Annotated in this window: 11 protein-coding genes; 7 read left to right on the top strand and 4 right to left on the bottom strand. The window is 69.9% G+C overall.

The features are described from left to right. Positions 1–72: 72 nt before the first annotated feature. Positions 73–1,563 carry an alpha-N-arabinofuranosidase gene (locus tag ACGFNP_RS50505; RefSeq protein ID WP_393330483.1) on the top strand — a complete coding sequence of 497 codons (1,491 nt, stop codon included), beginning with the start codon at positions 73–75 and terminating at the stop codon, positions 1,561–1,563. Here ACGFNP_RS50505 and ACGFNP_RS50500 read toward each other — a convergent pair whose 3' ends face one another. Next, positions 1,564–2,595 carry a LacI family DNA-binding transcriptional regulator gene (locus tag ACGFNP_RS50500; RefSeq protein ID WP_358320211.1) on the bottom strand — a complete coding sequence of 344 codons (1,032 nt, stop codon included), beginning with the start codon at positions 2,593–2,595 and terminating at the stop codon, positions 1,564–1,566. It lies immediately after the preceding gene. 129 nt (positions 2,596–2,724) lie between these two features. Then, positions 2,725–4,383, bottom strand: coding sequence for an endo-1,4-beta-xylanase (locus ACGFNP_RS50495; RefSeq protein WP_393330480.1), 1,659 nt, complete (start codon positions 4,381–4,383; stop codon positions 2,725–2,727). Positions 4,384–4,727: 344 nt separating this feature from the next. Here ACGFNP_RS50495 and ACGFNP_RS50490 point away from each other — a divergent pair, with 344 nt between their 5' ends. The 6 genes from ACGFNP_RS50490 (at position 4,728) to ACGFNP_RS50465 (ending at position 11,556) form a co-directional block, all read left to right on the top strand. Next, a complete protein-coding gene (locus tag ACGFNP_RS50490) occupies positions 4,728–5,672 on the top strand; it encodes an alcohol dehydrogenase catalytic domain-containing protein (RefSeq protein ID WP_393330477.1) in 945 nt (314 codons plus the stop codon). Positions 5,673–5,678: 6 nt separating this feature from the next. Next, the gene (melA, locus tag ACGFNP_RS50485; RefSeq protein ID WP_393330475.1) at positions 5,679–6,971 is read left to right on the top strand and encodes an alpha-galactosidase; all 1,293 of its coding nucleotides are present in this window, start codon (positions 5,679–5,681) and stop codon (positions 6,969–6,971) included. 13 nt (positions 6,972–6,984) lie between these two features. Further along, positions 6,985–8,043 (top strand): amidohydrolase family protein, encoded by a 1,059-nt coding sequence (locus tag ACGFNP_RS50480; RefSeq protein WP_393330473.1) that lies wholly within the window; start codon positions 6,985–6,987, stop codon positions 8,041–8,043. Positions 8,044–8,148: 105 nt separating this feature from the next. Then, positions 8,149–9,645, top strand: a complete 1,497-nt coding sequence (locus ACGFNP_RS50475) for a sugar ABC transporter ATP-binding protein (RefSeq protein WP_393330470.1) — start codon at positions 8,149–8,151, stop codon at positions 9,643–9,645. Beyond that, positions 9,635–10,585 (top strand): ABC transporter permease, encoded by a 951-nt coding sequence (locus ACGFNP_RS50470; protein ID WP_358320228.1) that lies wholly within the window; start codon positions 9,635–9,637, stop codon positions 10,583–10,585. The genes ACGFNP_RS50475 and ACGFNP_RS50470 overlap by 11 nt, the downstream gene beginning before the upstream one ends. A 14-nt stretch (positions 10,586–10,599) precedes the next feature. After that, positions 10,600–11,556, top strand: a complete 957-nt coding sequence (locus ACGFNP_RS50465; protein WP_393330468.1) for a substrate-binding domain-containing protein — start codon at positions 10,600–10,602, stop codon at positions 11,554–11,556. An 8-nt stretch (positions 11,557–11,564) separates the two neighbouring features. On the opposite strand, the gene ACGFNP_RS50460 is transcribed toward ACGFNP_RS50465, so the two are convergent. Beyond that, the gene (locus tag ACGFNP_RS50460; protein WP_358320233.1) at positions 11,565–12,749 is read right to left on the bottom strand and encodes a hypothetical protein; all 1,185 of its coding nucleotides are present in this window, start codon (positions 12,747–12,749) and stop codon (positions 11,565–11,567) included. Further along, complete coding sequence (locus ACGFNP_RS50455) at positions 12,746–13,255, bottom strand: SigE family RNA polymerase sigma factor (protein WP_358320235.1); 510 nt, start codon at positions 13,253–13,255, stop codon at positions 12,746–12,748. Before ACGFNP_RS50455 ends, ACGFNP_RS50460 begins: the two co-directional genes overlap by 4 nt. Positions 13,256–13,440: the final 185 nt, after the last annotated feature.

Genomic DNA, 13,440 nt, shown 5'->3' with positions numbered 1-13,440 from the left:
GCTGTCAAGAGCCCTTGACCCGGGCTATGGGAGCGCTAACAATTTAGGAATCACTTTCGAGGAGTCTGCACAGTGCACGAAGCGCATCTCACCATCGACCCCGCCTTCCGCGTGGCCCCGGTACGCCGCCGTACCTTCGGCACGTTCGTGGAGCATCTGGGCCGTTGCGTCTACACCGGCATCTACGAGCCGGGCCACCCGACCGCCGACGCGGACGGCTTCCGTCGAGACGTCCTCGACCTGACCCGCGAGCTGGGCGTGTCCACGGTCCGCTATCCGGGCGGCAACTTCGTCTCCGGCTACCGCTGGGAGGACGGCATCGGGCCGGTCGCCGAGCGGCCCCGCCGGCTGGACCTGGCCTGGCACAGCACCGAGACCAACGAGGTCGGGGTGGATGAGTTCGTCCGCTGGTGCCGCAAGGCCGGGGTGGAGCCGATGATGGCGCTCAACCTCGGCACCCGTGGCATCGCCGAGGCCCTGGACCTGCTCGAATACTGCAACCACCCGTCCGGCACCACGCTGTCGGACCTGCGCATCGCCAACGGCGCCAAGGAGCCGCACGGCATCCGGATGTGGTGCCTGGGCAACGAGATGGACGGCACGTGGCAGACCGGCCACAAGACCGCCCGCGAGTACGGCCGGCTGGCCGCCGAGACCGCCCGCGCCATGCGCACGATGGACGGCGAGCTGGAGCTGGTCGCCTGCGGCAGCTCGGGCTCGTCGATGCCGACCTTCGGCGCGTGGGAGGCCACGGTGCTGGAGGAGACCTATGACGTGGTCGACTATGTCTCCTGCCATGCCTACTACGAGGAGAAGGACGGCGATCTCGCCAGCTTCCTGGCCTCCTCGACCGACATGGAGTACTTCATCTCCTCGGTCGTGGCCACCGCCGACCACGTCGGGGCCCGGCTGAAGTCGCGCAAGAAGATCAACCTCTCGTTCGACGAGTGGAACGTCTGGTACCTGTCCCGCTTCCAGGCCGCCGAGCCGCCGCGCGACTGGCCGGTCGCGCCGCCGCTGCTGGAGGACCACTACCACCTGGCGGACGCGGTGGCATTCGGCGGCCTGCTGATCACCCTCCTGCGCAACAGCGACCGGGTGACCTCCGCCTCGCTGGCCCAGCTCGTCAACGTGATCGCGCCGATCATGACCTCGCCCGGCGGGTCCGCGTGGAGGCAGACCACCTTCCACCCCTTCGCGCAGGCGTCCCGGTACGCCGCCGGCGACGTGCTCCGCGTCGAGGCGACCTCTCCGAGCCACGACACCAAGGAGTATGGAGAGGTGCCGCTGCTGCACGCGGTCGCCACGCACTCCGGCGACGAGACCGTGATCTTCGCCGTCAACCGCTCGACCGACCAGCCGCTGTCGCTGGAGATCGACGCGCGGTCGCTGGGCGGTCGCCGCATCGTCGAGGCCACGACGCTGTCGGGCCCCGACGTCTACGCCCGCAACACGGCCGAGGCGCCGGACACCGTCGCCCCCCGGCCGAACCCGGACGTCCAGCACGATCCGCTCCGCGTGCTGCTGCCTCCTGTCTCATGGAACGTGATCCGCCTCGGCTGATCACCGTGTACGGCTGGCGCCCGTGCTCTCCCTGACCACGAGCTCGGGTTCCACCAGCCGCTGGGTCTCCTTCTCCGCGCCCGCCATCCGGTCGAGGAGCAGGTGGAAGGCGCTCCTGCCGACCTCGCGGAAGTCCTGCCGGACCGTGGTCAGCGGGGGCCAGTAGTAGGCGGCCTCCGGAATGTCGTCGAAGCCGATCACGCTCACCTCCTCCGGCACCCGGCGCCCGGCCTCGCGCATCGCGCGCAGGACGCCCAGCGCCATCTGGTCGTTGCCCACGAAGACGGCCGTGACCGACGGGTCGGCGGCCAGCCGCCGGCCGTGCTGGTAGCCCGAGCGGGGACTCCAGTCACCGCGTAACAGCTCGGGCACCGGCCGGCCCTCGGCTTCCAGCACTCCCCGCCAGCCCTCGATCCGGCCGCTGGCGTCGATCCAGTCGACCGGCCCGCTCACGTGCCAGACCGTCTCGTGGCCGAGGCTCAGCAGGTGGCGGGTCGCCCGCGCGGCGCCCGCCCGCTGGTCGACCATGACCACCGGCACCGGGACGTCCTTGCCCGCGTCGACGGCCACCACCGGCAGATCGGGCGGCAGGTAACGCAGGCCGTCGACCGCCGACTCGTGGGGCGCGACGATGACCACGCCGTCGACGGACTGGGTCCGGAGGCGGTGCACGCCCTCCTCGATCGACTTGCGGTTGAGCAGGCTCAGGCTGGCGATGCTCACGGTGTAGCCGGCCAGCCGGGCCGCCTGCTCTATGCAGTAGAGGGTGGAGGCCGGGCCGTACAGGGTGGTGTCGATGCTGACCACGCCGAGCACGCCCGAACGGCCCGTGACCAGCTGGCGAGCAGCCGAGTTGGGCCAGTAGTCGAGCTCACGCACGGCGGCCAGCACGCGCTCCCGGGTCTCGGCGCGGACCCGGTCGGGCGCGTTGAGCACCCGCGAGACCGTCATCGCCGAGACGCCCGCCAGCGCGGCCACGTCGCCGAGCACGGCGGGCCTGGTGCGCGCCTTGCCGTCCGATCCCCCAGCCATCCGGATCACCACCTCCGCGATAACGCTAACAGGCAGGTCGCCGAGGTGTGGATCACTGACCGGAGTCTGGACGGTGCGAACGGGGGCGCGGCACCGAAGGGGCCGCTCCCCCGTCACTGATCGAGGCGGTCAGGGGGACGCGCAGGTGTAGCCGGACGGTGTCGCGGTGTCGCCTGACGGGCGGCTGACCTGGAAGCCGAAGGTGGTGCCGGCGGCCGGGGCGAGGGTGCCGTTGTAGCCCAGGTTCTTCGCGGTGATGGTCTGGCCGCTGCTGGTCAGCGTGGCGTTCCAGGACCCGCTCAGGGTGTGGCCGGCGGGCAGGGTGAAGGTGACCGTCCAGCCGTTGATCGTCGAGGAGCCGGTGTTGGTGACGGTCACCGGCTGGACCACGTAGCCGCCGGCCCACTGGGTCTGCACGGTGCCGGTCGCCGTGCACGGCCCGCTGCCGCCCCCTCCGGTGGTGGTGGTGAAGGTGGCCAGGGCGGAGTTGCCGGACAGGTTGCCCGCGCCGTCGCGCGCTCGTACGTACACCTGGTACTGGGTGGCGGCGCTCAGCCCGGTCAGCGTGATGGAGGCGGTGGTGCTCTGCCCGAGCTGTGGATCGGTTGTGCCCTGCTCGCGGTAGACGTTGTAGCCGGCCAGGCCGCTGCCGCCGGAGTCGGTGGACGCCGTCCAGGTCAGGGTGGCGGAGTTGGCGGTGACGTTCGACGCGGCCGGGGTGCCGGGCGTGGTCGGCGGCGTGGTGTCGGTGCTCGTGCCGCCCGCCAGCGCGTCGTGCACGGCGGTGTACGCGGGCTTCTGCTGGTAGGAGGCATCGTAGATCAGCGCGGCGCCCTGGCCGGAGAAGGTGTCGGGCACCCAGGAGTACTTGTCGGTGAAGCCCCAGATCGTGATCCCGGCGCAGGCGGTGACGGCGAGGCAGGCGTTGACCACGTCGCGGTAGTAGGTGGCCTGCGTGGCGTCCTTGGTGGCGTCGCGGGGCATGATCATCCGGACGTCCAGCTCGGTGACCCTGACCTGGACGCCGAGGTCGGCGAAGCGCTGCATGTTCTGCTGGACCTGGCTCGGGAAGCCGTACTGGATCGCGAGGTGGCCCTGGAAGCCCACGCAGTCGACCGGCACGCCCTGCTGGCGCAGCGACGAAACCAGGTTGTACATCGCGGTGCTCTTGGCGTTGATCCCCTCGACGTTGTAGTCGTTGATGCACAGCCGGGCGTTGGAGTCGGCGGCGCGGGCCGCGCGGAAGGCGTCGGCGATGTAGCTCTGGCCGAGCGTGTTGTACCAGAACGAGGTGCGCATGTTGCCGTTGTCGTCGAAGACCTCGTTCACCACGTCCCAGGAGGTCACGGTCGCGTTGTTCGCGTAGTGGCCGACGACCTGGCTGATGTGGTTCTGCATGGCCGAGCGCATCGCGGTCGCGCCGAGGCTCTGCACCCAGCCGGGCGTCTGGCTGTGCCAGACGAGCGTGTGCCCATGGACCTGCTGGTTGTTCTGGGTGGCGAAGGTGACGATCTGGTCGGCGCCGGAGAAGTTGAACTGGCCCTGGCTCGGCTCGGTCGAGTCCCATTTCATCGCGTTCTCCGCGGTGACCTGGCTGAACTCGGTGGCCGCTATGGTGCGGTACTGGCTCTCGTTCGCCAGCGGGGTGGTGGCCAGCGCGGCGCCGATGAACTTGCCGCGACTGGCGGCGTGCACGCGCAGCGGCGCCGACGCGTCCGCCGGGGTGGTCGGCAGCAGGAACACGACGAGCAGCGCCGCCACCGCGGTGAGAGATCTGAAGACAAACACAGGCGCCCAACCTCCGATCCCGAAAGTTTCGATCCATCGGGACGCTATGGAGCAGCAGCTTCAGGGTCAAGACCCGCTCCAGCTCGGGGTCGTTTCAGCAGCTTGACGCTTGAAAGTATCGGCATATCGGTGAAAGTTTCACGATTCTGCTTTGTGGTGGGATGTTCCATTGTTCGGAATAGCCCAAAACAGGCGAAAAGCCACTCTCGGCTCCGCCAACCTCTTGACATCCCCTTCCCAGCAATGATCTGCTATCGCTGATTCGGAATGACATTCCGTAATACGGAATGCGATCAAGACAGGAGCTCTATGAGACGCCAGCATTCGACCATCGGCAGGCTCGCGTGAAGGCCCTGGTGTTCACCGGTCCGGGCGTGGTGGAGCTGCGCGAGGCGCCCGAGCCCGAGGTCGGCGCCGGCGAGGTGCTCGTCCATGTGGCCGCCTCCGGCATCTGCGGCAGCGAACTGCACGGTGTCAAGAGACCCGGCTTCCGGACACCGCCGCTGATCATGGGGCACGAGTTCACCGGCCACACGGACGACGGGCGACCCGTCGTCGTCAACCCGATCCTGTCCTGCGGCGCCTGCGACCTGTGCGCCCAGGGACAACCCAACATCTGCCGGAACCGGCAGATCATCGGCATCCACCGGCCCGGCGGCTACGCCGAGCGCGTCGCCGTCCCCGCCGCCGCGGTCATCCCGCTGCCCGGCGGCATCGACCCCACCGCGGCCGCCATCATCGAACCGCTGGCCAACGCGGTGCACGCCTGGCGCCTGGCCGGCCATCCCGCCGGCGCCCGCGTCGCCATCATCGGCGCCGGCGCCATCGGACTCACCTGCCTGCACACCGCCCACACCGGCAAGGCCGCGTCCATCCACGTCGCCGACCGCTCACCCGAGCGGCTGGCCGCCGCCGCCCGGCTCGGCGCCACCACCACCGGCACCGAACTGACCGGCGAATACGACGTCATCTTCGACGCCGTCGGCGCGCCGGCCACCCGCGAGCAGTCCGTGGCCCACCTACGGCCCGGCGGGGTGACGGTGTGGCTGGGCCTGGCCGACCCCGCCGCCGCCTTCGACGCCGCCGACCTCGTACGCACCGAGAAACGCGTCCTCGGCTCCTTCGCCTACACGGGCACCGACTTCGCCGCCGCCATCGACCTGGTCAGCGGATGGGACCTGACCTGGGTCGACAGCTACCCCCTCGACGAAGGCGCCGACATTTTCACCCAGCTCATGCATGGGCAGGCCCTTCCCATAAAAGCCCTGCTCACCCCGGAATCGAGGTAGAAACCCATGGCCCGCATCGTCCTGGTCGGCGCCGGCAGCATCACGTTCGCCAAGAATCTCCTGTCCGACCTCCTGACCTTCCCCGAGCTGTCCGCCTCCACGATCGTGCTGCACGACATCGACGAGGCCCGGCTGGCCACCGCCGAGGCCATGGCCACCTGGATGGTCGGTGAGCTGGGCATCGGCGCGAAGATCGAGGCGCACGCCGACCGCCGGGCCGCGCTCGACGGCGCCGACTACGTGATCAACGAGATCGCCGTCGGCGGCCTGGCCGCCGTCCAGCGTGACTTCGCGATCCCCGCCCGGTACGGCGTACGGCAGACCATCGCCGACACCCTCGGCATCGGCGGTATCTTCCGTGCCCTGCGGACGATCCCGGTCATGGTCGGCATCGGCAACGACCTGGCCGAACTGGCGCCGGACGCCACCCTGTTCAACTACACGAACCCGATGTCGATGATCCCGTGGGCGGTCTACGCGGGCACGCCGTTCCGCAACGTGGTGGGCGTCTGCCACGCGGCGCGCGACACCCAGCGGACGCTGGCGGGCATGGTCGGGGTACCGGAGGAGGAGATCTCGTTCGTCACGGCGGGGGTGAACCACCAGGCGTTCGTGCTGCGCTTCGAGCGCGGCGGGGAGAACCTGTACCAGCGGCTCGACGCGCTGATCGAGAGCGATCCCGAGCTGGCCCGCCGTGTCCGCGTGGAGGTGTACCGAAATTTCGGTTACTTCCCGACTGAGTCGAGCGAGCATGGATCCGAGTACCTGCCCTGGTTCCTGCCCCACGAGGAAGAGGTCGAGCGCTACCGCATCCCGGTCGACATCTACCTGGAGTGGCTGGCGGAGGGCTTCGACGAGTACGAGTCGTACAAACGCTCGCTGGCGGCCGGGACCGGCGTCCCGATCGAGCGCGGCGAGGAGCTGGCGTCGCTGGCCATCCACTCCATGGAGACCGGCACCGGCCGGATGATCCACGGTAACGTGCGCAACGGCGGCCTGATCTCCAACCTGCCGCAGGAGGCCTGCGTGGAGGTGCCGTGCTACGTCGACCGCGCCGGCGTGCAGCCGATGCGGATCGGCGAGCTGCCCGCCCAGGTCGCCGCGCTCAACCGGACGATGCTGAACGTCAGCGAGCTGACCGTGAAGGCGGCGCTGGAAGGCCGGCGCGACCACGTCTACCAGGCCGCGCTGCTCGACCCGAACACCGCCGCCACACTGCCGGTCCGCAAGGTCCGCGAACTGGTGGACGAGCTGATCGCGGCCCACGGCGACCTGCTGCCCGCCGGCATCCGCGACTGATCGAGGAGCAGCCATGTGCCCTGCCGACCCGCCGCTGTCCCGATACCGGCCAGTGTCCCAACTGCGGGTCGCGGTCCACCAGGTCGACCGCGCCGCCGTGCCCGCCGTGGACGCCCACATCCACCTGGGCCGGTGGCTCAGCGACGACGGGGGCTGGATGGTCAAGGACGTCCCGGCGCTGATCGACCTGATGGACGAGCTCAACCTGCGTGGCATGGTCAACCTCGACGGCCGCTGGGGCGCCGAACTGGCCGAGAACATCGAGCGCTACGACGCGGCCCACCCCGGCAGGTTCGCCACCTTCTGCCACGTCGACTGGGCACAGACCGCCGAACCGGGCTTCGGCGAGCGGCTGGCCGCGCAGTTACGCCGCTCGGTGGCCGAGGGCGCGGCGGGGCTGAAGGTCTGGAAGGACGTCGGCCTGCGGGTCCGCGACGACCGCGGCGAGCTGGTGATGCTCGACGACCCGCGGCTGGACCCGCTATGGGCGGCCGCCGGCGAGGCGGGCATCCCCATCGCGCTGCACACCGCCGACCCGGTGGCCTTCTTCGAGCCCGCCGACGAGCGCAACGAGCGGCTCGAACTGCTGACCGCCCGCCCGGACTGGAACTTCTCGGGGCCGGAGTTCCCGCCGTTCGAGCGGCTGATGGACGCGATGGAGGCGATGATCGCCAAACATCCCGCCACCACGGTCATCGGCGTGCACGCGGGCTGCTGGCCGGAGAACCTGGGCTTCGCCAGCCGGCTGCTCGACACGTACCCGAACTTCCACATCGACATCGCCGCCCGCATCGCCGAGCTGGGCCGCCAGCCCAGGGCGACGCGGGCGCTGATGCTGCGCCACCCGAGCCGGGTGCTGTTCGGCACCGACGAGATCCCGCCGGACCGGGAGGTCTACCGGACCCACTTCCGGTTCATGGAGACCGACGACGAGGCGTTCGCCCACTCGCCAGACGACCCGCCGCTGATGGGGCGCTGGACGATCTCCGGTCTCGACCTGCCGCGTGATGTGCTGGAGCAGGTCTACACGGGAAACGCACTCAGGCTCGTACCGAGGCTGGCGCGGGACTGACCACCGGGGCGGTTTACCCCAGACTGGTACTTTCCTGGTAAAGCCCTGCCGTTCTACCTGCGCTTTTGGTTGTTCATCGGCGCGACGGACGGACACCATCTGATGGTGGAGCTTCTCAGGGCCGAGGGCCTGCGTAAACGCTTCCCGGGCGTGCTCGCGCTCGATGGCGTCGACCTGACCGTGCGCTCCGGTGAGGTACACGTCCTGCTGGGGGAGAACGGCGCCGGCAAGAGCACGCTGATCAAGATGCTCTCCGGCGCCTACCACCCTGATGAGGGCCGTGTGCTGCTCGACGCGCACCCTGTGAACATCCGCACGGCCGGCGACGCCCAACGGCTCGGCATCGCCACCATCTACCAGGAGTTCAACCTGGTGCCCGAGCTCAGCGTGGCCGAGAACCTGTCGCTGGGCCGGCCGCCGCGCAGGTTCGGCTTCGTCGACACCAAGAAGATGCACGAGCAGGCCACGGAGCTGCTGGCGCGCGTGGGCGTGGACGTCGATCCGCGTACGCCCGTCGGCCTGCTGGGCATCGCGCGCAGGCAGATGGTGGAGATCGCCAAGGCGCTCGCCCTCCAGGCCCGCGTCCTGATCATGGACGAGCCGACGGCGGTGCTCACCACCGGCGAGGTCGAGAAGCTGTTCTCGATCGTCCGCCGGCTCCGCGAGGAGGGCGTGGCGATCATCTTCATCACCCACCACCTCGAAGAGATCGCGGCGATCGGCGACCGTGTGACCGTGCTGCGCGACGGCCGGTCCGTCGCCGAGGTGCCCGCCGACACCCCGCAGGACGAGCTGGTCCGCCTCATGGTGGGCCGCCCGATCGACCAGCATTTCCCGCGCGAGCGCGGTCAGGCGGGCGAGCCGCTGCTCAAGGTCACCAAGCTCGGCCGCAAGGGTGTGTTCGAGGACATCTCCTTCGAGGTACGGGCCGGCGAGGTGGTCGGGCTGGCCGGGCTGGTGGGCGCCGGCCGTACCGAGGTCGCCAGGGCGATCTTCGGCGCCGACCGGTACGACACCGGCGAGGTCACCGTGCGCGGCCGGCGCCCGGCGCCGGGGGACGTGCACGCGGCCATGGAGGCCGGCCTCGGACTGGTCCCCGAGGACCGCAAGGGCCAAGGGCTGGTCCTGGGCGCGGACATCGCCGAGAACCTCGGGCTGGTCACCCTGCGCGAGGCCACCCACGCCGGGTTCGTCGACCGGAAGGGCCAGCTCCGGGACGCCGCGAAGGTCGCGGAACAGCTCGGCATCCGGATGACCGGCCTGGGCCAGGAGGTTCGCACGCTCTCCGGCGGCAACCAGCAGAAGGTCGTCATCGGCAAGTGGCTGGAGGCCGACGCGGGGGTGCTGATCCTCGACGAGCCGACCCGCGGCATCGACGTGGGCGCGAAGGTCGAGATCTACCAGCTGATCAACGAGCTCACGGCGTCGGGGCGCGCGGTGCTCATGATCTCCAGCGATCTGCCCGAGGTGCTCGGGATGAGCGACCGGATCCTGATCATGGCGCGCGGCCGGCTGGTCGGCGAGCTGTCCGCGGTCGAGGCCACGCAGGACGGCGTGATGGCACTGGCGGTCACCGAGGTGGAGGGTCCGCGTGCCAAGTAACGTGTTCCTCCGGCGATCCTGGCTGGCCGAGAACGGCGCGCTGGCGGCGCTCGTCGTGCTGGTCGTGGCGCTGTCGCTGCTGTCGTCCGACTTCCTGAGCGTGACGAACCTGCTCAACGTGGGCGTCCAGGCGGCCGTCACCGCGATCCTCGCCTTCGGCTCGACGTTCGTCATCGTCACCGGCGGCATCGACCTGTCGGTCGGCTCCGTCGCCGCGCTCTCCGCGATCGCCCTGGCGTGGACGGCCAGCGTCGCGCACCTGCCCTGGCCGCTGGCCACCGTGGTCTCGCTGGCGGTCGGCGTCGCGTGCGGCCTGGTCAACGCGGTGCTCATCGCGTACGGCAAGCTGCCGCCGTTCATCGCCACGCTGGCCATGCTCGGCATCGCCCGCGGCCTGGCCCTCGTCATCTCCCAGGGCAGCCCCATCGCGATGCCGGACGCCGTCACCCACCTGGGCGACACGATCGGCACCTACCTGCCGGTCCCCGTCATCGTGATGCTGGTCATGGGCGTCATCGCGGCCGTGATCCTCAACCGGACCTACGCGGGGCGCGCGATGTACGCCATCGGCGGCAACGAGGAGGCCGCCCGGCTGTCGGGTATCAAGGTCAGCCGGCAGCTGCTCATCACGTACGCGCTGTCCGGCGGGTTCGCCACGGTCGCCGGCATCGTGCTGGCCAGCCGCCTGGCCTCGGCCCAGCCGCAGGCCGCGGCCGGCTACGAACTGGACGCCATCGCGGCCGTGGTCATCGGCGGCGCCAGCCTGTCCGGCGGCAAGGGCCGGGCGCTCGGCACGTTCGTCGGCGCGCTCATCCTGGCCGTGCTGCGCAACGGCCTGAACCTGCTCTCCGTCTCGGCGTTCTGGCAGCAGGTCGTGATCGGCGTGGTCATCGCGCTCGCGGTCCTCGTCGACACACTGCGGCGCAGGGGAATGTCATAGGAAAGGGATAGATCATGCGGATTCCCGCAATCGTCATAGCCGGCGCCGCTCTCGCACTCGGCCTCACCGCCTGCGGCTCGTCCGGCCAGCCAGGCTCCACCAGCTCCGCCGCCCCGTCGGCGGCGGCCAACATCAAGATCGGCATGTCGGTGTCGACGCTGAACAACCCGTACTTCGTCCAGCTCCGTGACGGCGCGCAGGCCGAGGCCCAGAAGCTCGGCGCCACGCTCACCGTCACCGACGCCCAGAACGACGCCTCCCAGCAGGTGAACCAGGTCCAGAACTTCGCCAGCCAGGCCATGAAGGTGATCATCCTGAACCCGGTCGACTCCGACGCGGCGGCGCCCGCGGTCAAGGCGGCGCAGCGGTCCAACATCCCGGTCATCGCGGCTGACCGCGGCGTCAACGGGGCCGAGGTGACGCAGACCGTGGCCTCCGACAACGTGACGGGCGGCAAGCTGGGGGCTGAGGAACTGGCCAAGCAACTCGGCGAGAAGGGCCAGGTCGTCGTGCTGCAGGGCGTGGCCGGCACGTCCGCCGCGCGCGACCGCGGTCAGGGCTTCACCGAGGGGATCAAGGCGTTCCCGAACATCCAGGTCGTGGCCCAGCAGCCGGCCGACTTCGACCGGACCAAGGGCCTCGACGTCATGACGAACCTGCTCCAGTCACACCCCGGCATCAACGGCGTGTTCGCCGAGAACGACGAGATGGCCCTGGGCGCGATCAAGGCCCTGGGCGCCAAGGCCGGCAAGGAGGTCAAGATCGTCGGCTTCGACGGCACCCCTGACGGCCTGAAGGCGGTCCAGGCGGGCACGCTGAACGCCACCGTCGCCCAGCAGCCCGCGATGATCGGCCAGCAGGCGGTGGCCGCCGCGGTCAGGGCCGCCAAGGGTGAGGAGATCGACAAGACCGTGGCCGTGCCGGTGAAGGTCGCGACCAAGGAGAACGTCGAGGATTTCACGACGTCCTGATCGTCACGTCAGTTCCTGGGTGTGAGGACCCAGTTCCATTCCTCGTTGCCCCTGTCACGGGTGGCGGTGAGCTGAGTCATCCGCGAGCCGTCGACGCTGACCAGCACAAGGCCGTTGTCGAACTCGTTCCCGCACTTCCCCGCGCAGCCGAGCGCGACCACGTTGTCGTCGTCGGCCCAGGCGAGGAGCCGGAGCACCTTCTGCCTGCCGACGACCACCCCGAACCGGTTGGTGATGCTGGTCGGCAGGCCGTCGCCGCCGAGAAGCAGCTTGCCGTCGGGCGAGACCTTCGACCTGCCCGTGTAGTCGACGTACTGATCACCGGTGGGCGCCTCACGCCGCTTACCGTCGAGATCGAGCCACAGCCGGTCCGGCATGGTGTCGGTGGGCTCCCAGAGCATCGACCCGTCCAGGCTCCAGCCGAGATCCTGACGTGCGTTGATGTTGCTCGGCGACGCGTCGTCGCTTATCGGCGCGAGCGCGTGGTAGTGGGCTTCACCCGTGGCGACGTCGATGATGTAGTAGCCGGTCCGCGGGCTGGCGCGCAGATGTCCGCCCCCGATCCCCAGCTTCTCCTGCTCGTCCGGATACGCGGAATAGGCCGTGGCCAGGATCTTGGTGCCGTCAGGCGACCAGACGACCGACCCGACGGCGTGCTCCAGGCTGATCCAGGCCAGGACCTGCCGGGTGTTCATGTCGAGGATGCCCACCCGCTTGCCGATCAGGTCGCCCTCGACCACCGCGGCGAGCTGGAGTCCCGGCGCCACGTCGGCCCAGGCCCACGAGGTCTGCTCGTAGCCTCCGGTGCGCGGATCGTAGAGCGACCAGGTCCGGCGGAATCGCTCCCACTTGTCGGGCAGCTCCTCGACCTTGGTGGTCCAGTACGCGGAGACGGCGACGTTCCCGGCCGCAACCAGCTTCTTCGGGGGCGCGTTGTCGGGGTCGGCCTGCAACTCGGTCGAGGTCGCCGTCGGCCTGACCGGGACGCTCACCCCCGTCGCGGGCCGTACCGTTGTGTTCTCGCTGTGCAGCCCGGTGACGAACACCGCGACGGCCGCCGCCAGCCCGGCCGCCAGCACACTCGCGCCGATGGGCAGCCAGGCACGCCTCCGTAGCGCCCGGTCCGCCAGGTCGTGCGGGACCCGGGCCTCCGAGGCCCACTCCTCCAGGGTGTCGCGCAGCAGTCGGGTCATGTGGCGGCCTCCAGTTCCATGGCCAACTCGGGGGCGATCAGCCGGAGCCGGGCGAGCGATCGGTGCGTGGTGCTTCTGACCGTGCCGACCGAACAGCCGAGCTCGCGGGCGACCGCGTGGTCGGGCAGGTCCTCGAAGTAGCGGAGCACGAGCACCGCGCGCTGCTTCGCGGTGAGCTTGGCCAGCGCGCCGCGCAGCACCATGCGCAGCTCGCTCTGATGCGTGCGGTCCGCTCCCGGCAGGTCGGGCGGGGTCGCCTGGACCACCTCGCCGCGCCGACCGGCCGCGCGCCACCAGCTCACCTGCTGGCGGTACATGATCTGCCTGGCGTACGCCTCGGGCGCGTCGACCCGCTGCCATTTCACCGCCAGCTTCGCCAGCGCGCTCTGCACCAGATCCTCGGCCCCGTGCTGGTCACCACCGGTGAGCAGGAAGCCGAGCCGCATCAGGGCGGGAGAGCGCGCAGAGACGAACTCGCGGAAGCCTTGCTCGTCCACGGCGTCCACGACCACCTCCAAGGGGTTGATATCACCCCTCAGACGCCATGCGGCCTGTCCCGCTATGCCTCCGCCGGACGACAACTTTTCCTGAACCGGATAAGTCGTTCTGACCGCAGCTCCGACCCTGGGAAATCGCTGCCGGTCATACGGTGTGCGTGTCCTAGAGTGTGGGCAGATAACCGGTTCACAAG

The organism is Nonomuraea sp. NPDC049269, assembly GCF_043197155.1.
In the GTDB taxonomy this organism is placed as follows: Bacteria; Actinomycetota; Actinomycetes; order Streptosporangiales; family Streptosporangiaceae; genus Nonomuraea.
The sequence above is the reverse complement of the archived record's forward strand: the minus strand, read 5'-3'. Positions and strand labels throughout refer to the sequence as shown.

Coding starts and splice junctions, on each gene's coding strand:
- melA (WP_393330475.1), top strand. CDS start 5,679: ATGGCCCGCATCGTCCTGGTCGGCGCCGGCAGCATCACGTTCGCCAAG.
- ACGFNP_RS50500 (WP_358320211.1), bottom strand. CDS start 2,595: ATGGCTGGGGGATCGGACGGCAAGGCGCGCACCAGGCCCGCCGTGCTC.
- ACGFNP_RS50465 (WP_393330468.1), top strand. CDS start 10,600: ATGCGGATTCCCGCAATCGTCATAGCCGGCGCCGCTCTCGCACTCGGC.
- ACGFNP_RS50460 (WP_358320233.1), bottom strand. CDS start 12,749: ATGACCCGACTGCTGCGCGACACCCTGGAGGAGTGGGCCTCGGAGGCC.
- ACGFNP_RS50480 (WP_393330473.1), top strand. CDS start 6,985: ATGTGCCCTGCCGACCCGCCGCTGTCCCGATACCGGCCAGTGTCCCAA.